The following is a 22,971-nucleotide window of genomic DNA, read 5'->3' as shown; positions in this document are numbered from 1 at the left end:
CTGGGATGACACTATTTTTTGTACTTTTACCTTCAAAGCTGCAACTTTTGCACAATTGTAGTCTTGACCATACGATCCTAGTTGTAAAAATTTCTAGATTTCAGTGTCTGAGCACTGGGATGATATCCTTCTAATGTTCGTACAGTTGTGTGTCAGCTACTTGAACGACAAACATTGAGATGACAAGAGTAAACCCATTTCTTGAACAAAAAAAGAGCCCCTAAAGAGATTTGACATCAAGATAACTTAAATATATACCAACTCTCTTATTTTTTAATGATTCCTCATCATGAGTCAAATGATCAAAAACCTGAATTTGATTTGTTACAATGTTACAATTATTATTTGCAACCTCCAATATACCATTATCAATTACAATTTTTTCCTTTGTCTGGTTACTCATTTGAGCAGTAATTATACCAGGCAATAAATAAATTAAATAAGGGGAATGGTAGGCTAAAATCATCAATTCCCCTTTAAGCCCGTTCACTGAAAGAGAAACTACTTCATCGAATGAAATTCGATTATCAGGAGAAAAAAATTGCACCTTAAAAGTGTTCATAATCTTTAATGTCCGGCTCCAACTTCAGCTTTTATTGATTCAGCCTTTTCTATTGCTTCACTTATACTTCCCACCATATAAAAAGCAGCTTCTGGCAGATGATCATATTTACCTTCAATAATTCCTTTAAAACTAGAAATAGTATCAGAAAGTGAAACAAATTTGCCAGACATGCCAGTAAATACCTCCGCAACATGAAAAGGTTGAGAAAGAAACTTCTGAATTTTACGAGCTCTATCAACAATAATTTTATCTTCATCAGATAGTTCATCCATACCAAGTATTGCGATAATATCTTGCAGCGACTTATAAGTTTGCAATATACGTTTCACCTCAGAAGCCACATTATAATGTTCTTCACCAATGATTTCAGCAGATAAAGACTGAGAAGTTGAGTCAAGTGGATCAACAGCAGGATATATACCCATTTCAGCTATCTGCCTTGACAACACTGTGGTTGCATCAAGATGAGAGAATGTCGTTGCTGGAGCTGGATCGGTCAAATCGTCTGCAGGAACATATATAGCCTGTACAGAAGTAATAGAACCAGCAGTAGTTGAGGCTATTCTCTCTTGCATAGCGCCCATATCAGTCGCAAGAGTTGGCTGATAACCAACAGCCGACGGTATTCTTCCGAGCAAAGCAGAAATTTCAGAGCCAGCTTGAGTAAAACGGAAGATATTATCTACAAAAAATAGAACATCTTGATTTTCATGATCACGAAAATACTCCGCCATAGTTAGTGCTGTTAAAGCAACCCTAGCCCTTGCTCCAGGAGGTTCATTCATTTGACCATAAACCAAAACGGCTTGAGATTTTTCGTGCTCACTTATATCTATTACATTCGAAGTAATCATCTCGTTATAAAGATCATTACCTTCACGCGTTCTCTCTCCTACTCCAGCAAACACAGAAAATCCTTTATGAGCTTTTGCTATGTTGTTAATCAGCTCCATTATCAGAACTGTTTTACCAACACCAGCTCCACCAAATAAGCCAATTTTTCCTCCTTTAAGATAAGGAGCAAGAAGATCTATAACCTTTATTCCTGTAACTAAAACTTCTTCCTGTATCTTCTGCTCAGTAAAGCTTGGAGGTGATCTATGTATAGGTTCTAAATCATACTTTCCTTTTAGCGGACCACACTCATCTATAAGCTCCCCTACAACATTAAAAATCCTTCCTAAAGTTGAGCGTCCAACCGGAACTGATATTGGTGCACCTGTATCAACAAACTCATCACCTCTTGACATACCATCTGTGCTATCCATAGCAATGCAACGAACTATATTGTCACCTATATGCTGTGAAACCTCTAAAACTAGCTCCTTGCCCTTATATTTTAGTTTGCTTTTTAAAGCATTAAATATCTTAGGCAACCCGTCTTCAAATTTTAAATCAACAACTGCTTGAGTTATTTTAACTACTTTACCTGTACTCATCTCTTTCATCACCTAACACTACAATTCTATAAAAGAACTTCTAAAGAAAATAAATCTTATATTATTAACAGAAATTTTGCAATATTAAAACACTTACTAGTTACGTTTCATTATAAACAATGCAAATGCATTCAATAGCCAAGTAATAACAAACAGCACCAAACTAAGCGCATAAGCAGCAAGAGTTTGCACACTATTGAAATCCTGATCTCCGGTAAGTAATGTAGCAATTTGTACAGTGATAGTAGTAACTGAATTGAGAGGATTAAAGGTCAAATTTGCATTGATTCCCACAGCCATTAGTACAATCATTGTTTCACCTATTACTCTTGAAATTGATAATAAAATTGCACTTAAAATTGTAGGCATTGCATAAGGTATTGTTATATGCCATATAGTTTCCGCTGGTGTTGCGCCAAGCGCCATAAAACCATAACGTAAACTTTTTGGAACAGATCTTATAGCATCTTCAAGCAAAGAAATAATAAAAGGAAGAATCATTACCCCGATCGATAAACCAGCAATCAAAGCACTTTCTGAGTGTATACTTAAATTAAAAAAATTTGCTACCTGCTTTATAAAAAAAGACAAAAATATAACTGAGAAGTATCCATATACAACAGTAGGAATAGCAGACAAAACCTGTAAGGCTGTATTAATAACATAACGCACTTTTTCACTCGCATACTCACTAATATATATTGCAGAAAATAAACCAAGCGGCACCGCAACTAACATTGCTACAATAGTTATAAGTAATGTCCCCACTAAAAGTGGCGCTATACCAAAACACCCCACCTCTCCTTCACCAATAATAGCTACATTATGCTTCCATTTTAAGCAAAATAAGAATTCTGAAATAGCTACTTTATTAAAAAAAGAAATGGACTGAACAAAAATAGATAGCATTATAAATAAAGTGATAAAAAGTGATATTGCTAAAGCCATAAATAACAAAAATTTTACCATCTTATTTCTTTTACCTTTAAGGATAAAAATCAGCATAAAAAAAAGTAACGCTATAGAAATAGAAGTTATAAAATAACCATCATAGAATGCTAACAAACAAGGTAGCATCCACATACAACTCAAATATATATAAGACTTAACTTTACTTACTGCTTGAAACTTACTCAAACAAAATAAAAGGACTAGTAAAACAAGTACGCCTATAATTAAATTCATTTTTCCATATATCAAATTTTATTCAACAAGAATGCCACAGAAGTTGACCATTATTTGACAATAGAGCAAAATAGTTTAAAATAAATAGTCATATTAATATAAAAACAATGAAAAGAACATTTCAACCAAAAAATTTTAAAAAAAAGCACAAACATGGATTTCGTTCACGTATGTCAACAAAAGCTGGAAGAAAAATTCTTAATAAGCGTCGCTCATTAGGGTGTAATAAATTATGCGCATAGTAAGCATAAAAAAAAAGAGTTTTCCTTTGCTTTTAAAAACAGATTAGCATCTTACAGTCTTTTTTATCGAGGGGTATATATATCACTATATGCTATAAAAGAAAGAGAACCTGAAAAGTATATTCATGTTATTAGAGTAGGTCTGGCTATCAGTAAAAAAGTCGGAAAAGCAGCAAAAAGAAATAAAATAAAAAGGCAATTACGAATGCTAGCTAAAGTTAGCATTTCTAATATAAGTAATGTAGGATACTATTACATAATACTAACCCATCAAAACATTATGCAAGCAGGCTATAAAAATTTACAAAAAGACCTCAATATTTGCTTAAAGAAAGATAAAATAAGAAGGAATTTTCACTAAAGTATTTACAGCTATATTTTTTATGATAAGATAAGTGAGGTTTTTAAAATAAATTAATAGATGTGGGTGCTTGAGGTAGAAAGTATAAAAAAACAAGATAAAAAGCTCGATACAAATAATGCTGAAGAGAGTTTTTATGAATATAGAAAGTCTAGCTATCGTACACAATGGGGAATGGCATTTGAACAAAGCCAATATTTAGAACAAAATAAAGATAATCCTAGAGGGAAATTGCTAAATTTTAATATAGAAGCAACTCATTACAATAAGAGAATAGTTTGATAAAAGTACCCGTTCAGGGAAGTGGTTGAAGAAACGATAGGTAGGGGATTGTATAGTTCTCTTTGTTTCCATGTTAAGTATAATGAAATTATCCTTTCAAGTTCCTAGCTCTGATTACGTAAAATATGAGCTTTTACAGTAAACGATATAATGCCTAATTTGCTGTTCAGCGTGATAGTGGAATACTTTCTGGTTTACTTAAAAAATTTCACATCATTCTTTCAGATTTTAAAATATTTTTCGCAACTTGAGAAGCTCCAGTTGCTTCAGATAGGTAGCTTCAAGTAATACCTTATACGTTTTGCAACTTTCTTACACTTCTGTTTCATTTTTTAATAAAGCTTTTTTTAGCATAAATAATTCAGTGGATGCGTTTTTTAAGTAACAGCCCAGAATTTTAACTTCAATAGTCCAGCTATGTTTCAAAGTACCTTTCAGCGACTATTACGATTGCAACATACACTGTCTTTTAAATCTTCTTTCCCTTTAAAACTTGCAGTATTGCTTCAGCACTAACCAAGTTTACCTTTATTATAACACGTTGATGCGCAAAACCTCACTTTTCTTATTCGATTTGCTCATACACCTTTTTGCATTTGAGGGAATTCTATATTCACTATTTGATACGCTTTCAATTCACATTAAAAACATCACTTATAATTTTCACGTTTTGAATTTTTATAAGATCCACTAAGTGCTACAATTATCACCTAACTATTGGACCAAATGTATCTGCTTTTTGGTAGTTTGCTACTTCTTCTTTCTCCTCATCTCCAACAACTTAATTAATATTCAATTATATAAAGTTTGATTTTCGGAAGATCAATTGTTTGATGATTTGTTAAATGCTGCTATCTCTCCTCCTGATTTGGAAATAAGTGACAAATTCTACTTTTAAATTTTCTACTTTTATCTTAAAGTTTTCGCAGAGTTCTAAAAGATCAGTTATATTACCTCACAGCTACTCTATGTTTACCTTGTTTCATCGCTCTACTGAAAAGATATAAATAAGAAGAAATTTTTATAAACTTGGCAACGACCTACTTTCCCTTTTTAAGTATCATCGGCGCTAAAAAGTTTCACTTCCGAGTTCGAAATGAGATCGGGTGGTTCATTTTTGCTATAGCCACCAAGTCAACAAAAATTTCTGACTTAATAAATTTTAATTTAATATTTAACACTGCATATGCACATATAGAAAGCAAATAAATCAATCAGGCTATTAGTACCAGTTAGCTTCACATGTTACCATGCTTCTACACCTAGCCTATCAACGTGGTAGTCTCCCACGGCCTTAATTGGGAAATTTTTTTGAAGAGGGTTTCTTGCTTATATGCTTTCAGCAATTATCCCATCTATACATAGCTACCCAGCGATGCTATTGGCATAACAGCTGGTACACCAGAGGTATATACATCTCGGTCCTCTCGTACTAGAGTCAGATCTTCTCAAATTTCCTTCACCCACGGCAGATAGAAACCGAACTGTCTCACGACGTTCTAAACCCAACTCACGTAACACTTTAATCGGCGAACAGCCGAACCCTTGGGACCTTCTCCAGCCCCAGGATGTGATGAGTCGACATCGAGGTGCCAAACGGTGTCGTCGATATGAACTCTCGAACACCATCAGCCTGTTATCCCCGGCGTACCTTTTATCCGTTGAGCGATAACCCTTCCATACAGAATTACCGGATCACTATGACCGACTTTCGTCTCTGCTTGGCTTGTCAGCCTCGCAGTCAGGCAAGCTTATGCCATTGTACTATCAAGCTGATTTCCGACCAGCTCTAGCTTACCTTCGCACGCCTCCGTTACTTTTTAGGAGGCGACCGCCCCAGTCAAACTACCCACCATACAATGTCCTAGTTCCAGATAATGAAACATAGTTAGATATCAAAAGTGTAAAGGGTGGTATCTCAAGGTTAACTCCATTATAGCTAGCGCCATAACTTCAAAGTCTCCCACCTATCCTGCACATCACACTTTTAATAGCAATGTAAAGCTATAGTAAAGGTGCACGGGGTCTCTTCGTCTAACCGCGGGTACCCCGCATCTGCACGGGGAATTCAATTTCGCTGAAGTGATGTTGGAGACAGTGGAGAAATCGTTACGCCATTCGTGCGGGTCGGAACTTACCCGACAAGGAATTTCGCTACCTTAGGACCGTCAGTGTTACGGCCGCCGTTTACTGGGGCTTCAATTCAGAGCTTGCACCCCTCCTATTAACCTTCCAGCACCGGGCAGGCGTCAGACCCTATACTTCCACTTACGTGTTTGCAGAGTCCTGTGTTTTTAGTAAACAGTCGCTACTCCCTATTTTGTGCCACCTACTTATAGTTGCCTAAAAGCAGGTTACCCTTCTTCCGAAGTTACAGGTATAATTTGCCGAGTTCCTTCAACATCATTCTTTCAACACCTTAGTATACTCTACTCATCCACCAGTGTCGGTTTACGGTACGGCCTCATAAATATTAAGTGCTATTTCCTGGAGCTTCTTTTAAGCATAGATCAATCCAATAAGACCTATACAAATACAAAACCCGTCACACTTAAGAGGTTTAGGAATATTAACCTAATTGCCATCGACTACTCCTTTACGGACTCGCCTTAGGAACCGACTAACCCTACGCAGATTAACTTAACGTAGGAACCCTTAGATTTTTGGTGAGAGTGTTTTTCACACTCTTTTACGCTACTTATGTCAGCATTCTCACTTCCGATATCTCCAGCAGTTTTTACAAACCACCTTCACAGACTTACGGAACGCTCCGCTACCGCGCCTATTAATCGAAATTAATAAGCACCCACATCTTCGGTATACAGCTTTAGCCCCGGTACATTTTCGGCGCAGAAAAACTTATTTAGACAAGTGAGCTGTTACGCTTTCTTTAAAGGATGGCTGCTTCCAAGCCAACCTCCTAGCTGTAATGGTTTTTCTACTTCCTTTCCCACTTAGCTGTAATTTTGGGACCTTAGATAGTGATCTGGGCTGTTTCCCTTTCCACCACGGACTTAGCACCCATAGTGTGTCTGCTGTATAATTAATTATTGGTATTCGGAGTTTGGTTAGATTTGGTAAGATGATGAATCCCCCTAGTCTATCCAGTGCTCTACCCCCAACAACATAAATACAACGCTCTACCTAAATAGATTTCGCGGAGAACCAGCTATTTCCAAGTTTGATTGGCCTTTCACCCCTAATCACAACTCATCCAATAATGTTGCAACATTAACTGGTTCGATCCTTCAGTATGTTTTACCATACCTTCAATCTGGTCATGACTAGATCACTTGGTTTCGGGTCTAATCCATAAAACTAAACGCCCTATTCAGACTTGCTTTCGCTACGCCTACACCTATCGGCTTAAGCTTGCTTCATAGATTAACTCGCTGACCCATTATGCAAAAGGTACGCTGTCACTCTAAATATCAATAAATTGATATAGAGCTCCAACTGTTTGTAAGCACTTGATTTCAGATTCTATTTCACTCCCCTCCCGGGGTTCTTTTCACCTTTCCCTCACGGTACTTGTTCACTATCGGTCGTTAAGGAGTATTTAGGCTTGGAGGATGGTCCCCCCATATTCAAACAGGATTTCACGTGCCCCGCTCTACTCAAGGATTTAAAAACTTTCTATTTGTACAGGACTATCACCTTCTATGGTTACCATTTCCAGAGTATTCTAATTCTTATTTTTAAATCACTAGCCTTTTCCGCTTTCGCTCGTCACTACTAACAGAATCTCGGTTGATTTCTTTTCCTTTGGCTACTTAGATATTTCAGTTCACCAAGTTTGCTTTATATACTTAGTATATAATAACTAGCTAAGCTAGTTGGGTTTCCCCATTCGGAAATCTGCGGATCAAAATTTGTTGACAATTTCCCGCAGCTTATCGCAGCCTGCCACGTCCTTCATCGCCTCTTAACGCCAAGGCATCCATCAAGTGCTCTTAATAATTTATTTATCTGACTATATGTAGAATATGCAGAGTTAAATATTAACTTACAATTGAATTGAGATTAAATAATCTCTACCATAAAACTTTTCAAACATCTAAAAACTAATCTTTTATATGTTACAATCTGATAAATCATATGTCAACGCCTTTTTACACAAAACATTTACCTATTATTATCAACAACAATATACCAGCAATCTTAAACATTATAATCTAAGAAATATTTGACAAATTGATATGTACAGAAAAATTAATGAAAAAGATATTTTGTAAGATAAAATGTGTTAAAATTAGTTACCTAAAAATGAAAATGAACATTTGGAGTATTTCTAATGTATGAAAAGTAATCTATCTTTTATAAAAAACTTTGCTTTAAATTGTATATCCAAGCTCACTGGCTTATTAAATAGTAAAAAAGTAAAAAATTTCATTATGGATAAATACAGTACTCTCCATAAAGAAATTGTAGTGTTTCTTGAAAAATCTAAAAACCTGTTAAATACCAACACTGAAATCGGGTTATATCACTTCTATAAAGGTAATATATCAGATGCAAAGTTAAGATTTTGGTTAATTAGCATATTCTACCCTAATTTACCTCTAGTCTGGTATAATATCGGAAGATGTCATTTTGCAGTAGGCAATACTAACAAAGCTTATAATTATTTAACAAAAACCCTAAAATTAGATAGTAGTCATAAAGAAGCTTCTTACTATATAAAGAAAATAACAAACACATCAGATATTGTGGAATTGCCTGAAAATCTCATAAAGCAATATTTTGATTACACAGGTGAATATTTTGTTGAGCATTGGCTAATTGCCAAACAATACAGAGGGCATGAACTAGTATACATGATAATTACAAAAGTCTTTAACAACTCCACTTCTAAACTGAATATACTCGACCTTGGTTGCGGTACTGGAATATGTGGTCACTTCCTAAAAATAAGTAATATTAGAAGTCGCATAACAGGAGTTGACATCTCAAATAGAATGCTCAATATTGCAAGAGGATGCCTTATAAAAGGTAAACCTGTTTACGATGAGTTAATACATACAGAAATGAAAGAGTTTCTTAAACAAGAGAAGAACCAGCAGTATGATGTAATTATCTTTGCTGAAGTGCTACACTATCTACATGATTTTCTAGCAGAATTGGAACTAGCAAAAGGATTGACAAACAAAAAAGGGGTTATTGTATGTTTAGTAAGAAGAAAGGAAGGTAAAGGTATTGACTTTGTAAACAAAGGAGATTATTTTCGTCACTCAGAAGATTATATTCAGCATGTTGCAAAAGAAACAAATATGCAAATAAGTCAAATGAGTTACTGTAAAATATATGGCAGCCAAGTTGATGGTATCTTGTTTGCATTACAGTATCCACAAAAAAATTTAACAACTTAATCGAGAAATCGCTCAAATAAATGTCTATATTATCATAAAGGGAGTCTTATGAATTACATTGCTATTAACTACGCAAAGGATAGTAAATTAACTGATTTTGGAAAAGCAGTTCTATTGGACAGGTATTTAATAGAAAATGAAAGTTATCAAGATCTCTTTATACGTATTGCCAATTACTACTCTGATAATAAAGAGCATGCACAGCGTCTTTATGATTACATGAGCAATTTATGGTTCATGCCTTCAACTCCAATACTTAGTAATGGTGGTACCAAGAGAGGATTGCCTATTTCCTGCTTTCTTAACGAAACTGAAGATAGCTTGCAGGGAATAGTTGATTTATGGAATGAAAATGTTTGGCTCGCTGCACGTGGTGGTGGAATAGGTAGTTATTGGGGAAATTTACGTTCAATTGGTGAAAGTGTCAAAGGTAGCGGTAAAACATCAGGAATTGTGCCATTTATCGTAGTACAAAATGCTCTGACGCTTGCAATCAGCCAAGGATCCTTAAGAAGAGGAAGCTCAGCAGTTTATCTTCCTGTATGGCATCCAGAAATAGAAGAGTTTCTAGATTTACGTAAGCCAACTGGTGGTGACCCAAATCGCAAAGCATTAAATATACATCATGCTGTAATAGTAACAGATAAGTTTATGCAAGCTGTTGAAGATGATCAAGAATGGGATTTAATAAGCCCTCATAACAATAAAGTTATTTCAACAGTAAAAGCACGGGATATATGGATTAAAATATTAACAGCAAGAGTTGAAACTGGAGAACCTTACATTATTTTCCTTGATGCAACAAATAACAATAAGCCAGAATCTTACAAAAAACTCAACTTAGACATCAAAATGTCAAACCTATGCAGTGAAATAACTTTAACTACAGGTTACGATCACCTGAAAAAGTCACGCACTGCTGTATGTTGTTTATCATCCGTAAATCTTGAATACTACGAAGAATGGAAAGATAATGAGCTTTTCATAGAAGATATAATGCGTTTTCTTGATAATGTATTAGAGGATTTCATAAACCAAGCACCAAATGAAATACAGCGAGCAAAATATTCCGCAATAAGAGAGCGTAGTATCGGTCTTGGTGTGATGGGCTTTCATTCATTTTTACAAAGTAAAATGGTTCCTTTTGAATCAGTAACAGCCCAACAATGGAATAAAAAAGTATTTAAGCATTTGCGCGAGCAAGCGGATGTAGTTTCTAAAAAATTAGCAGAAGAAAAAGGGCCATGTCTTGACGCTAAAGAAATCGATCTAATGGAAAGGTTTACACATAAGCTCGCTATTGCTCCAACTGCCTCAATTTCGATTATCGCAGGCAACACTTCTCCTGGAATAGAGCCGTATGCAGCAAACGTATTTATACAGAAGACACTTACAGGTTCATTTGTAGTACGAAATAAATTCTTGCAAAAACTACTAGCAGAAAAAAATCAAGACAATGATGAAATATGGTCCTCAATTTCAACAAATGAGGGTTCTGTTCAGCATTTAGATTTTCTTAGCAAGCATGAAAAACTGACATTTAAAACAGCATACGAACTTGATCAACAATGGATCATAGAACATGCAAGTGATAGAACTCCTTATATTTGTCAATCTCAATCAGTAAATCTGTTCTTACCTGCCAATGTGCATAAACGTTACTTACACAAAATACATATGCTTGCTTGGAAAAAAGGATTAAAAAGCTTGTATTATTGCAGATCACAATCAATGCAGAGAGCTGACAAGGTCTCACATGACATATTCAAAAAAAGTGAAATATTGCAACAAAAAACAGATATTAATTATGATGAATGTCTATCATGCCAGTAGACTGTACATAACTTACTGTCACAAAAATACAATTGTACAAAAGTTATGTTTTCATAGATGCTACATAGAAATCCAGATGAATTTCTAAAGTCTATTCCAAGAGATAAACGTATAATGTGCCTTGATATGGGAGAAAAACAAATAGGCATAGCATTTAGTGATAAAACACAGCTTATAGCTACAGCTCATAGTATATATTATAGAAGAAATATGAGCAAAGATTTAGGTTATCTAAATAGAGTGCTTAAAGAAAATGAAGCTGGATCAATGGTAATAGGACTACCATTCACAATAGATGAACAAGAGACCGAATGGTGCAAAGTAATAATCCAGTTTGCAAATAAAATAATAAAAAAATGCAAAGTACACATATACCTACAAGACGAAAGTCTATCAACATCTCTTGCAACTCACGCACTAAAAATTACTGGAATATCAATCACAAAATCAAAAAAAATAGATGATAAAATTGCTGCATGTATTATTCTGCAACGAACATTGGATAAGATAAATGCAATTAAATAGCTATTGGTTCCGTTTCTGTCATTTTTTTAGCTTAATTCACAACACTAACTATTAAACAAGAGAGAGATATATTAAGTTATTATAATTATAAATGAGATAATTAATCTAATTATTGACAATATTAAAAATATTGGTATAATTTAAGCATGTAAATGAGAAGATAACTATGAATGAAACCGTGAAACAGCTCATAAAAAATACTCAACCTTCATTAAAATACTTTACAGAACCGTCATCAAAGCTAGATGAAAAGAAGTTTAAAGAAATATTGTATAAACATCTTTCGTTGCAAAATCATGAATTTGGTGCACATAAAGAAAAAATTGATCAGATTGTTAGAGAAGGTTACCAAGATTACTATGATACGTGTGAATTAGTAAGCAAGGGAATGTACTATGTGTACAGAATATACTATTGTGAAGAGAATGGGAAACTTGTGGCCCGTACCCTCAAATATCTTGCACAGAATAAACTAAAACTTAGCAAGTACACAGAGATTTGCTATTTACAGGAGGAAGGGCAACTTAAGCTTTTTAGAGAGTTTGAATCTCCTCAAAGTTATCAAAAATTTGAGAGAACTGGCGGAGATCTTGGATTAGTAATATGTCGCTTTCATTTCGATAATAACCATATTAAATTGTTATCTCCAGAAAAATATGATATGCCTCGCTTTACTGGTGGTAGTATTACAGCTGCTATAAGTGACAATACTCAGCTTATGATGGATATATAAAATTCAAACAGCAAAAGAATTGGATATCTCATTAATCAAACCAAAAACATTAATAAGTATAACCTACGATATGGAAATAATCCTATTCTTCTTTCTATAGCCAAAGGCTACAATCATGCCAACACTGAACATAAAGGCCCTCAACCCTCATTACAACAAAAAAACATTATAAATAAATTACTAGAAAGAGAAGATCTTGATATAAATTGTATTCATCTCGGTAACGGTATGACACCTTTACATATAGCATGCCTGAGGGGCGACTCTTCCGAGCTAATACAAAAATTATTGGATAAAGGAGCTGATTTAAACGCTGTTGATTATTACGGAAACAAGCCTAATGATCTGCTTAGTTATAGTTATGAAAAGGTCCAGATAATTATACAAAATATGACTGGAAATTATAAATTTGGTGGTAAAGAGCATTCTTATATAAAGCTGCGTGAAGATCAGTCTTATACTGCAACATTACCGACTCGAGAAGAAAGAGAGAGCAATATTCAAGAAATAAGAAAGATACTGTCCAAAAATAGGTCACGAGAGAAAGAACAGTCATCCACAAATTCCAGCACAATAGGTAAACCTTTAGCAACGAAAATAAATAGTTTACAAATTGAAGCTAAAAACTCCGTAGAAAGATAGTAAAGCTTAAACAGATAAAAAGTGAATCGCAAATAGTGATTCACTACTTGTCTTCATTATAGATAGAAGATAGTTATATTATTGCTGCAGCAATTTCTGCTATATTCTAAATCTGATAACTGATATGTATTTATAATTAGATGCAAGATTTCAAAAATCCACGCCTTACAAGTTTAAAATTTGAATTAACTACCAATTCCCATAAAACAAAAATTTTTCGTATAAGCATGACAAATTGCTGTAGCAAGAGCATCAGCAGTATGGTGACATTTTATATTTGAGCTTTTAACTATTTGCTTGACCATAAATATAATCTGACCCTTATCAGCATGACCATTTCCAGTAATGCTCTTTTTTATATAGTTTGCATCATATTCATTCATGGGTAAATCCGTCATTCGTAATATTAAAATTGCAATTGCTCTTGCATATCCTAAAGTTAGCGAAGATTTTGGATTCTTATTAATAAAAATTTTTTCCACAGCAGCTTCATTTGGAGAGTATAGGAAAATTACTTTCTTTAATTGTTCAAAAATTATATGTAGACGTTCACCTACACCCAATTTACCATCAGTTGATATGGTACCGCCACCCAAAAATTTAATATTATTCTTTTCTTCCAGTCTAATAATGGCCCAACCAGTCTTACTCATCCCTGGATCTAGGCCTATTATTTTAATCACTTAATAAAGGCTTAACCAATAAATAAACAGAAATAAAAATATCCATACTAGATCGACAAAGTGCCAATACCAAGAAGCAAACTCAAAACATAAATGATCTTGAGGTGTAATCTGATTTTTTCGAGCTCTAAATAAACATACTGACAAGAATATTATCCCTATTATAACATGTACACAATGAAAACCAGTAATCATGTAAAAGTTGGATGTATAGATAAGTTTCTCTCCCGCTTCTTGTAGAGAAAAACTTGCTTCATAATACTCAATTGCTTGCACTATTATAAAGAACATCCCAAGCAATATAGTTATAGACAGCATTTTAATCATGCTCTTTTGATCATTTTCAAGTAAAAAATGATGTGCTGAAGTAATCGTTGTACCAGAAAGTAATAATATTAGTGTATTCATAAATGGTAACGACCACGGATCCGGTGGTAAAATCCCTTCAGGGGGCCATTCAACTTTTTTTGTAGGAGAAAACGCTTCAAATAAAAAAACCGGATCAAGCCAGGCTTTAAAGAATGAACAAAAGAACGCTATAAAAAACACAACTTCCGAGAGGATAAATAAGTACATTGCAAGCTTGAGTCCATGTTTTACAATGGCAGTATGGCATTTATCATAAATTGCTTCTCTTATTACATCTCTCCACCAATAAAACAGCACTCCTGATACCGCAGAGATTCCCAAAACTAAACCAAATATTCCAGAAATTTGTTTATGGAGTGTACCAACTAATCCAAGTGCAAGAACAAGAATTGCTGCTGATATAGCAATTGGCCAGGGACTTGGGTCCACTAAATGAAAATCATGTTCTTTACTTTTCATATCACCTTCAAAAATACATATCAAGCATACAAATTAGCTTAAAATTGTCAATATTTCTTAAAATCTTGATCAAATTTTGAAAAATTATATGCGCTATTCCAAAAGTCTAACTCAAATTGTGCAGTTATTTTAAATAATTCAAGCATTCTGGTTCTTTCACTTTCCCTTGCTTTGTTACAATACTCGTCAACAATATCTTCCAAAGCAACACATCCAGATTCCATCAAACTACCGCCAAAAAAATCAAACCAATCCTTATATCTATTATTTTTTTTAATTTTATTTCTCATATTATCAACAATAATTTTATATATAAAATGGCAAGAGTAAAGAACTGTTACAGCTTCATAAATGTCGCTATACGAAGTAGACAAAAGAAAGTTAGTAAAATTGAAACATTCAAGCGACTTTTCTCCACGATTTATGGAGTATACAGTAAAGTAGTGGTCGTATAACACTCTCATAATCTCTATTCCTCCTTTAGCCACCCCAATCAATGGAACAATGTTATTACAACTCTCCATTTTTGATGCAGTCATTAAAACAGTACGAACATAATCAGCTAAAAAGAATGCATCTTGTTGTATATAAAATTTGAAGTTTTCTATGTTTAAAGTATTATTTGCTAATTCAACATTGAAAGGATGCTCAATAATATCCTTTAAAAGATTTGACCCATAATAACTCTTAATTATACCACTAAACATCACATAAACTAGAATATAATTTAGTGTTAATACTACAGATTATGCTAGAGAATACATCTCATCCCAAAACATTATTTCTAGCTCTAGACCTCTCTTAAAAAACTCACGCATCTTTTTCCTCTCACAATCACCAGCCTTTGCATATAGATTATTTGCAACGTCAGTAACTTGATTAATCGTAGCATTCATTACTGTGTTATTATAGATATCAATCCACCCTTGATATCTGTGATCTTCAACTTTTTTAGGCATAACCTCTCCTACCATATGATTTATAATAATTTGGTATATATTAAAACAAGGATAAGACGCTGCTAAAGCTTCAGCAACAGAATTATGATATGCAGCACGCATAAAAAAATCAGTAAAAGCAGAACAAGATTTTGATTTTTTATGATTATCGGATAAATCACAAGTCTCAAAATATTCAGTATACTGCTTTCGAACCGCAAATGTTCCCCTTGCTACATTAACCAAACTGCCCATTATTTCAATGTCATCAACTTTAGCTGCAATAATCAATAAAGCACGAGTACAGTCCACTAAATATAAAAAATCCTGCTGAAGATAAATTTTGAACTTTTCATAATCTAGCGTATTGTTTATCAATTCAACATTGAAAGGATGTTCTTTTATTTCTTCAATAAGATCAGATGATTCTTTTATAGCAATATCATAAAATTCTTCTTTTGGTTTGTTGGACATCTTGTAAGCCTCATAAATATTAAAACTAGTATAGTTACTAAAAAGTTACTTACAATTTATAATAAGTTATTATATCAGTATCAAGCTAGAAATAAAAGAGTTTAATAGTTTAAAGAAATTCTCTCTTTTCTTCTTCTATATTAAATTCTTTACAAAAATCAGTAGATAAGTCCACACCTTCCCAAGAAAATCCACCATCACTTTCTAACTTTTTACCAAAATGCCCATAGCAGGCTGTACGTTTATATATAGGACGATTAAGTGATAAATGTCTTATTATGCCTTTAGTTGATAAATCTATGTTACCTTCAATAAACCCTTTAATCCTCTCTTCATCTATTGTATTCGTGCCAAATGTATCAATGTAAAATGAAGTAGGTTTTGAGACACCAATTGCATAAGAAAGCTGCACAAGACAACGTTCAGCTAAACCTGCAAAGACAATATTTTTAGCAAGGTATCTCGCCATATAAGCTGCGGATCTATCAACTTTTGTTGCATCTTTTCCAGAAAACGCTCCTCCACCGTGTGGAATATAGCCTCCATAAGTATCAACCATAACTTTTCGTCCGGTTAATCCACAATCACCAACTGGTCCACCAATAACAAATCTACCTGTTGGATTGACTAAGAGATTTTCTTTAGGGCACATCCACCCTTCAGGTAAAGATGAAGCTATGTAAGGATAAATTATTTCCTTCACTTTCGATTGACTCAGATCCTCAAGATGCTGTATTGAAACAACAATACTTTCAGCACGCACTGGAAGGTTATTCTCATACGCCAAAGTGATTTGCGATTTTGCATCCGGACCAAGCTTTACCTCTTTGACCATACTCATGATATTTCTCAGAATCGAGTGTGCATAAAAAATGGGTGCTGGCATGAGGCTTTCTGTCTCTATTGTTGCATAGCCATACATTATGCCCTGATCCCCAGCACCTTGATCCACACCTATTGCAATGTCATTTGATTGTTCATGTAGTAATATATTTACTTTCACTGTTTCCCAGTGGAAACCATCATGCTCATAACCAATATCTTTTATTGTATTCCGTACAATACTTTCAATCTTGCTATTTTCAATGTTCGGCCCAAATACTTCCCCAGCTATAATAACATTATCTTTAGTAACTAAAGTCTCTATTGCAGTACGAGAGGAAGAGTCATTAAAAAGGTATTCGTCAAGTATTGCATCTGAAATCTGGTCTGCTACTTTGTCTGGATGACCGGCTGCTACTGATTCACTGGTTACTGAATTCTTATGTAAAACCATCGCTTAGTTACACGATATCAAAACTATTGCAAATTTAAATGGTGGGTCTGGGAAGAGTTGAACCTCCGACCTCACGCTTATCAGGCGTGCGCTCTAACCACCTGAGCTACAGACCCGTATCTATTCAAGCCAAGGCTTGCATATCATCTGTAGGCACAACATCAATAAACGTCTTTTTATTTGCTGATTTTCTAAAACTCACCCAGCCTTTCGTTTTAGCAAAAATCGTATGATCTTTACCCATACCAACATTCTTTCCAGGATGAAATTTTGTACCTCTTTGACGTACAATTATGTTACCTGGAATAACCTCACCATTCTTCTTTATCCCGAGTCGACGCCCTGCCGAATCTCTACCATTACAGGAACTACCACCTGATTTTTTAGTTGCCATATCTTACCTCTTACTTTTGAAGACTAATTTCATTGATACGAAGAACAGTAATATACTGCCTATGACCATTTTTCCTACGGTAATTTTTTCTTCTCTTTTTCTTAAAGATTATAATTTTTTTATCTCTACACTGCTCCAGTACTTCAGCTTTAACAACAGCATTAGATGAACAAGATAAGCCATTGTTTGAAACACAAATCACTTTATTGATTTCCACTTCCTCTTTTTCTTCAGCTTGTAATCTTTCTACTTTAATTATGCTGCCTTTTTTTACTAAATACTGCTTTCCACCAGTTTCGATTACTGCAAACATGACAAATATCAATTATTGTTATTAACACTAATCGTAAATGATGTTACACATACTGTCAATATAAATAAAAACATGAAATACTTCTACCTTTATCTGCTTTTCCTCGTGAAGAGTAGTCAAGTTTTAAAACTTGACTACTCTCAAATTCTCTTAGTCTCATGAAAACTTTACGACGTTAATAAAAACTCAAGCTTTCACTAAAAACATTCAATCGGAGCTTATAAATTAAAACTCATTCCAAGTTCAAACCCATGAGAAAAATTACTGAACTTGTGAAGTTTATAGCCAGCGAAAACATTCGTTCTCTCAGAAAGTGGAAGATTAATACCAGCACCTATCTGGTAGGAAAAAAACTTTTCTACGTCTGGCTGTTGATCTTGCTGTGCTGGTTGAGATACTTTAGCTCCACCTCCTACACCAAAAGTAACATAAGGGGTAATATCCGTACTTTCAAATTGATGATGATAATGAAGCTTTGCCATGAATCCTAACTCTGCCAAAGATCCTCCAAACAAAACAGATTTCAATACAGGACCAGCTGAAATTTTTATGCTATCTGTATAATGATAGCCAAGCTCATAATTAATACCAAGATTGCCATATGACGACGAAGTATAGATTCTATCTCTAATCCAATCAACTCCAAAAGACGGTGCTGACAGAGAACAGCAGACTACTAAAGTAAGTAATTTTTTCATTTTTACCCTCTAACCATGAATATACGCATATATACCCACAGAAAAGTTAAAAATCACATAACTTACATAATAAAATCGGAATCACTTTCTTAGCTACTTGCCTTTCTCTTGCAATTGCCAAACTTCTCTTTGTCACATTTTGTTACCTACTGCAATCATCATTTTAGCCTATATCACTTGCTTTTTTTCAACAAAAATTCAAACCAGACTTCACTAAAAACATTCAATCGGAGCTTACAAATTAAAACTCATTCCAAATTCAACCCCATGCGAAAGTTCATGGAACTTTTGCAGCTTGTAGCCAGCAAAAACACTTGTTCTCTCAGAAAGTGGAAGATTAATACCAGAACCTATTTGATAAGAAAAAAATTCTTCTACGTCTGGCCCTTGATTTTCTGAAAGAGGAATTTTAGCAACTCCTCCTATACCAAAAGTAACATAAGGAGTAATATCTGTATTTTCAAATTTATAATGATAATGAAGCTTTGTCATAAGTCCCGCGTCTAAAATCCCTTCACTCATAACAAGTTTAACTGCAGGACCAAATGAAATTTTAATGCTATCTGTACAATGATAGCCAAGATCATAATTAACACCAAGCATGCCATATGACGAAGAGGTGTAGGTTCTATCTTTAACCCAATCAACTCCAAAAGACGGTGCTGACAAAGAACAGCAAGCCAACAAAGTAAGTAACTTTTTCATTTTTATCCTCCAAAGATTAATATATTCATATACAAGCATATAAATATTAAAAATAGTATAAATTGCAAGTAAAAAATTGGAATTATTTTATTTTTTTTGTTATTTGTCTTTCTCTTGCAATTGCAAATTGGCATATCTTTCACTATCTGCTGCAATCATCATTTGAGTCTACATCACTTACTTTCGCTTCAATATAATTTCCCACTAGCCTTTACTAAAAATATTCAATCAGAGTTTATAAATTAAAACTCACTCCTAGCTCAATTCCATGGAAAATTTTATGAAACCTTTGCAATTTGTAGCCAGCAAAAACACTTGTTCTTTCAGAAAGTGGAAGATTAATACCAGAACCTATTTGATAAGAAAAAAATTCATCATTGACTACAGCTTTGAAAGCCTCTCCAAGTAGAGCACTTATGTTTTCACCTATACTATCAGCTCTACCTACATTAGGTTTAGCCTTCATTGTACGCACTATAACAGCACCAACACCAGCAGTAATATAAGGAGTAATACCCGTATTTTCAAATTTATGATGATAATGAAGCTTTGCCATAAGCCCCACCACTGCTCCAAATTCTTCATCAAGAGTAGGTTTGATTAGAGAATTAATAATAGGTTTGATTACATAGCCAACTGAAATTTTAACGCTATCTGTATAGTGAAAACCAACGTCATAATTAACACCAAGTCGGCTATATGACAAAGAAGTATAAATTCTATCTTTAATCCAATCAACTCCAAAAGATGGTACTGAAAGAGAACAACAAACCAACAAGGTAAATAATTTTTTCATTTTTATCTAAGATCTCAGCATATGCATATATAAGCATAACCATCAAGAAAAAAATTGGAATTATTTTATTTTTTTAGTTACTTGCCTTTCTCTTGCAATTGCAAGACTTCCCTTTGGCACATCTTTCACTATAACGCTACCTGCTGCAATGACAGAGTCATCATGCACATTAAGCGGTGCAATTAATGAACTATTGGCACCAATAAAACAATTGCTTCCAATATTTGTTCTATGTTTCTTTTTCCCATCATAATTACAAATAACGGTACCTGCACCTATGTTACTCCCCTGCCCTACCTGAGTATTTCCTATATAACTTAAATGCTTTATCTTAGTATTTATACCTATATCACTTGCTTTTGTTTCAACAAAATTACCTATGATTGCACCATCACCTATTGTTGTATTTTCACATTTGGCAAATGGACCAACCCTAACACCAGATCCTATTTTTACTCCAGGACCAAAAAAAACGTATGGGTAAACAATCGAATCCATACCAATTTGCGTATCAAGAGAGAAGAAAACAGTTTCTGGAGCAACAAGCGTTACTCCAGAGTTAGTGAAAAACTTTCTTTTTTCTTCTTGAAAGTAAAACTCGGCCGTTGCAAGGTCATTCCTATTATTTATGCCAGTTGCCTCCTCCTCATCAGCAATAACATAGCCGACATTTAAATTACTCTTTACTGCAATGGAAACGATATCGGTCAAGTAATATTCATGAGCTTGGTTATTACACTCTATTTTCTCCACCAATTCACGTAGATTCTTTTCACGTGCAACCATTATTCCGGCATTAGCAAAATCATTATTTCTACCATTTTGTGCTTCTACGATTTCTCTTAGGGAACCGTTCTCAATAATTAGTCTACCGTATCCTTTATTATTAGTTTTAAACCCAAGACAAACTAAAGCATTGCTCTCTCCTAAGCAGCTTATCATTTTAGTTATTGTGCTGCTTTTTATTAGTGGAGTATCCCCATACTGCACAACAACTATATCTGACAATTCTTTCAGGTTCCTCATTGCAATTTTGACTGCATCTCCCGTGCCGAGCGTTGACTCTTGTGTAATTAGTTTTATACCCTCAAAGCATTTCAGCCTTTGAGTTAAAGGCAAATCGACTACAATAACTATTTTTTCAGGATTCAGCTGCTTTGCATTGTAAATGACATGCTCAAGCATGGAGAAATTACCTATTTTGTGCAGAACCTTAGGCAAGCTTGAATTCATTCGTTCACTATGCCCAGCAGCAAGTACAACAAATGTATAAGATTTATTTGTCACTTATCTTAAAGACGAAAAATGAAAACCATAATGGTTGAGCCAACTAACTCTATTGTCGTAAAAGCTCCTTAGATCACTAATTTGATATTTCAGCATTGCTAGCCTTTCTATACCAATCCCAAATGCAAAGCCACTGTATTTAGTATCGTCTATTCCAACATTTTTAAAGACATTTGGATGCACCATACCACATCCAAGTACTTCAATCCATTTACTATCTTTATAGCTTATGTCCACTTCCGCAGAAGGTTCAGTAAAAGGGAAAAAACTATTACGAAAGCGTATTCTTAGACCCTTATCTCCGAAAAATTTACTAAGGAAGCAATGAATAGTAAATTTTAATTGGCCCATATTGACATTTTCATTAACATAAAGTCCTTCTATCTGATGAAACATAGGAGTGTGAGTTGCATCAAAGTCATTTCTGTATACCCTGCCTGCAGCCACTATTTTAATTGGAAAAGTTTTTGTCTTTTCCATGGTTCTAATCTGCACAGATGAGGTATGAGTGCGCAGCACCATTCTTTTATCATTTATTTTATTCCTTAAATAGAAGGTATCTTGCTCCTCTCGTGCAGGGTGGTGACTTGGAGTATTTAATGCATCAAATACGTGAAATTCATCTTCAATATCAGGACCATCAACTGCTTTAAAGCCCATATGCGCAAAAATGAGCTTCACTTCACTTATAACTTTACTGAGTGGATGAATCTTGCCAATTCTTTCTGGTCTGACAGGCAGTGTGATATCAACTGCTTCATTTTGCAGTTTTAACTTAACTTCTTTATCTTTCAGTTCATTTTCTTTGCTTGTTATAAGCTGGTCTATCTTATTGCGTAAAACATTAATCACTGCACCTAGGTCGCGTTTCTCTCCTGCATCATCTATATTCTTTAAGTCATCGAAATAAGCTTTTACTACACCCTTTCTCCCCAAGTATGACAACCTAACTTTTTCTAAATCCTTCAAAGAAGCAGCATTTTCAATCTCAGAAACTGCCTTATCTTCAAGTAAAGGTATTTCACTTATTAGCTCTTTATTCACCTTAAAAACGCTAGCTTAAACTTTCATTATAGTGCAATCTTTAATATCATCAATAAAACTATTTGGATAAAAAGTTATCATCAGAGTAGCTGATCTCTATGATGGTATCATTAAAATTGCCCCTATCCGAGTGTTTCCTTCTTCTGTCATTCCAGTGCTCCGACACTGGAATCCAGCCTTTACTTAACAATAAAAACTTAGCATAACTTTCGTGCTCAAAAAATTCCTGAATTCCAGCATCAAGTGCTATCTCTATAGGACTACTAACTAATCCAGAATATTAAAAAATTCACCAAGCGAAAAAAAGGCAAAAGAATCCCCCAGTAGTGAGTTTTGACCCTATAATAATGTAAATCGGC

Annotated in this window: 23 protein-coding genes, 1 tRNA gene, 2 rRNA genes and 1 pseudogene; 8 read left to right on the top strand and 19 right to left on the bottom strand. The window is 34.3% G+C overall.

The annotated features are described in order from the left end of the window. Positions 1-220 precede the first annotated feature (220 nt). The 3 genes from ABWU65_RS05855 to pstC all read right to left on the bottom strand — a co-directional run bounded on the left by ABWU65_RS05855 (position 221) and on the right by pstC (position 3,189). Positions 221-562: a hypothetical protein gene (locus ABWU65_RS05855; RefSeq protein WP_019236916.1), complete on the bottom strand. Its 342-nt coding sequence runs from the start codon at positions 560-562 to the stop codon at positions 221-223. A gap of 5 nt (positions 563-567) precedes the next feature. Further along, a complete protein-coding gene (gene atpD, locus ABWU65_RS05850) occupies positions 568-2,004 on the bottom strand; it encodes a F0F1 ATP synthase subunit beta (RefSeq protein WP_026097268.1) in 1,437 nt (478 codons plus the stop codon). Between the two features lie 96 nt (positions 2,005-2,100). Next, entirely contained in the window at positions 2,101-3,189 is a 1,089-nt protein-coding gene (pstC, locus tag ABWU65_RS05845; protein ID WP_012482001.1) for a phosphate ABC transporter permease subunit PstC, read from the bottom strand. 107 nt (positions 3,190-3,296) lie between these two features. On the opposite strand from pstC, the gene rpmH reads away from it, so the two are divergent. Genes rpmH through ABWU65_RS05830 form a run of 3 tightly spaced genes read left to right on the top strand, consistent with a single transcriptional unit; the run spans position 3,297 to position 4,074 of the window. Beyond that, positions 3,297-3,431, top strand: a complete 135-nt coding sequence (gene rpmH, locus ABWU65_RS05840) for a 50S ribosomal protein L34 (protein WP_080600798.1) — start codon at positions 3,297-3,299, stop codon at positions 3,429-3,431. Beyond that, positions 3,415-3,792, top strand: a complete 378-nt coding sequence (gene rnpA, locus ABWU65_RS05835) for a ribonuclease P protein component (protein ID WP_081439702.1) — start codon at positions 3,415-3,417, stop codon at positions 3,790-3,792. Before rpmH ends, rnpA begins: the two co-directional genes overlap by 17 nt. Positions 3,793-3,852: 60 nt before the next feature. Further along, complete coding sequence (locus tag ABWU65_RS05830) at positions 3,853-4,074, top strand: hypothetical protein (protein ID WP_007302521.1); 222 nt, start codon at positions 3,853-3,855, stop codon at positions 4,072-4,074. On the opposite strand, the pseudogene ABWU65_RS05825 reads toward ABWU65_RS05830, so the two are convergent. The 3 genes and pseudogenes from ABWU65_RS05825 to ABWU65_RS05815 form a co-directional block, all read right to left on the bottom strand. After that, positions 4,053-4,910: pseudogene (locus tag ABWU65_RS05825) on the bottom strand (IS66 family transposase); the annotation flags it as partial. The gene ABWU65_RS05830 and the pseudogene ABWU65_RS05825 overlap by 22 nt on opposite strands. A 191-nt stretch (positions 4,911-5,101) precedes the next feature. Beyond that, positions 5,102-5,208 (bottom strand): 5S ribosomal RNA (rrf, locus tag ABWU65_RS05820). Between the two features lie 67 nt (positions 5,209-5,275). Beyond that, positions 5,276-8,041 (bottom strand): 23S ribosomal RNA (locus ABWU65_RS05815). 331 nt (positions 8,042-8,372) lie between these two features. Between ABWU65_RS05815 and ABWU65_RS05810 the strand changes: the two genes are divergently transcribed. The 5 genes from ABWU65_RS05810 (at position 8,373) to ABWU65_RS05790 (ending at position 13,176) form a co-directional block, all read left to right on the top strand. After that, positions 8,373-9,443 (top strand): methyltransferase domain-containing protein, encoded by a 1,071-nt coding sequence (locus ABWU65_RS05810; protein WP_353280446.1) that lies wholly within the window; start codon positions 8,373-8,375, stop codon positions 9,441-9,443. 48 nt (positions 9,444-9,491) lie between these two features. Further along, positions 9,492-11,276, top strand: coding sequence for a ribonucleoside-diphosphate reductase subunit alpha (locus ABWU65_RS05805; RefSeq protein ID WP_007302519.1), 1,785 nt, complete (start codon positions 9,492-9,494; stop codon positions 11,274-11,276). A 57-nt stretch (positions 11,277-11,333) separates the two neighbouring features. Continuing rightward, positions 11,334-11,801, top strand: coding sequence for a Holliday junction resolvase RuvX (ruvX, locus tag ABWU65_RS05800; RefSeq protein ID WP_012482000.1), 468 nt, complete (start codon positions 11,334-11,336; stop codon positions 11,799-11,801). A gap of 166 nt (positions 11,802-11,967) precedes the next feature. Beyond that, complete coding sequence (locus ABWU65_RS05795; protein ID WP_353280445.1) at positions 11,968-12,534, top strand: hypothetical protein; 567 nt, start codon at positions 11,968-11,970, stop codon at positions 12,532-12,534. Positions 12,535-12,552: 18 nt separating this feature from the next. Then, positions 12,553-13,176, top strand: a complete 624-nt coding sequence (locus ABWU65_RS05790; protein WP_353280644.1) for an ankyrin repeat domain-containing protein — start codon at positions 12,553-12,555, stop codon at positions 13,174-13,176. Positions 13,177-13,361: 185 nt separating this feature from the next. On the opposite strand, the gene ruvC is transcribed toward ABWU65_RS05790, so the two are convergent. From ruvC to pheS, 13 genes are all read right to left on the bottom strand, one after another. Then, on the bottom strand, positions 13,362-13,859 hold the full coding sequence (gene ruvC / locus ABWU65_RS05785; protein WP_012481999.1) for a crossover junction endodeoxyribonuclease RuvC: 498 nt from the start codon (positions 13,857-13,859) through the stop codon (positions 13,362-13,364). Then, positions 13,860-14,687, bottom strand: coding sequence for a cytochrome c oxidase subunit 3 (locus tag ABWU65_RS05780; protein ID WP_007302514.1), 828 nt, complete (start codon positions 14,685-14,687; stop codon positions 13,860-13,862). A 47-nt stretch (positions 14,688-14,734) separates the two neighbouring features. Continuing rightward, positions 14,735-15,394: a TenA family protein gene (locus ABWU65_RS05775; RefSeq protein ID WP_007302513.1), complete on the bottom strand. Its 660-nt coding sequence runs from the start codon at positions 15,392-15,394 to the stop codon at positions 14,735-14,737. A 39-nt stretch (positions 15,395-15,433) separates the two neighbouring features. After that, positions 15,434-16,099 carry a TenA family protein gene (locus tag ABWU65_RS05770; RefSeq protein WP_007302512.1) on the bottom strand — a complete coding sequence of 222 codons (666 nt, stop codon included), beginning with the start codon at positions 16,097-16,099 and terminating at the stop codon, positions 15,434-15,436. A gap of 109 nt (positions 16,100-16,208) precedes the next feature. Continuing rightward, the gene (gene metK / locus ABWU65_RS05765) at positions 16,209-17,375 is read right to left on the bottom strand and encodes a methionine adenosyltransferase (protein ID WP_264374608.1); all 1,167 of its coding nucleotides are present in this window, start codon (positions 17,373-17,375) and stop codon (positions 16,209-16,211) included. 39 nt (positions 17,376-17,414) lie between these two features. Beyond that, positions 17,415-17,491, bottom strand: a tRNA-Ile gene (locus ABWU65_RS05760). Between the two features lie 8 nt (positions 17,492-17,499). Continuing rightward, positions 17,500-17,769 (bottom strand): 50S ribosomal protein L27, encoded by a 270-nt coding sequence (gene rpmA, locus ABWU65_RS05755; RefSeq protein ID WP_006012184.1) that lies wholly within the window; start codon positions 17,767-17,769, stop codon positions 17,500-17,502. 10 nt (positions 17,770-17,779) lie between these two features. After that, positions 17,780-18,082, bottom strand: coding sequence for a 50S ribosomal protein L21 (gene rplU, locus ABWU65_RS05750; protein ID WP_007302510.1), 303 nt, complete (start codon positions 18,080-18,082; stop codon positions 17,780-17,782). A gap of 218 nt (positions 18,083-18,300) precedes the next feature. Continuing rightward, the gene (locus ABWU65_RS05745) at positions 18,301-18,780 is read right to left on the bottom strand and encodes an outer membrane protein (protein ID WP_019236910.1); all 480 of its coding nucleotides are present in this window, start codon (positions 18,778-18,780) and stop codon (positions 18,301-18,303) included. A gap of 234 nt (positions 18,781-19,014) precedes the next feature. Then, positions 19,015-19,485, bottom strand: coding sequence for a P44/Msp2 family outer membrane protein (locus ABWU65_RS05740; RefSeq protein WP_052264904.1), 471 nt, complete (start codon positions 19,483-19,485; stop codon positions 19,015-19,017). A 235-nt stretch (positions 19,486-19,720) separates the two neighbouring features. Further along, positions 19,721-20,281, bottom strand: a complete 561-nt coding sequence (locus ABWU65_RS05735; RefSeq protein WP_007302507.1) for a P44/Msp2 family outer membrane protein — start codon at positions 20,279-20,281, stop codon at positions 19,721-19,723. A gap of 60 nt (positions 20,282-20,341) precedes the next feature. Continuing rightward, positions 20,342-21,568, bottom strand: coding sequence for an NTP transferase domain-containing protein (locus ABWU65_RS05730; protein ID WP_052264905.1), 1,227 nt, complete (start codon positions 21,566-21,568; stop codon positions 20,342-20,344). Next, a complete protein-coding gene (pheS, locus tag ABWU65_RS05725; protein WP_019236907.1) occupies positions 21,569-22,612 on the bottom strand; it encodes a phenylalanine--tRNA ligase subunit alpha in 1,044 nt (347 codons plus the stop codon). Positions 22,613-22,971 lie beyond the last annotated feature (359 nt).

It is taken from the genome of Wolbachia endosymbiont (group B) of Silvanus unidentatus (assembly GCF_964028615.1).
In the GTDB taxonomy this organism is placed as follows: Bacteria; Pseudomonadota; Alphaproteobacteria; order Rickettsiales; family Anaplasmataceae; genus Wolbachia.
Note: the sequence above shows the minus strand (reverse complement) of the source record. Positions and strands in the feature narration are given on the sequence as shown.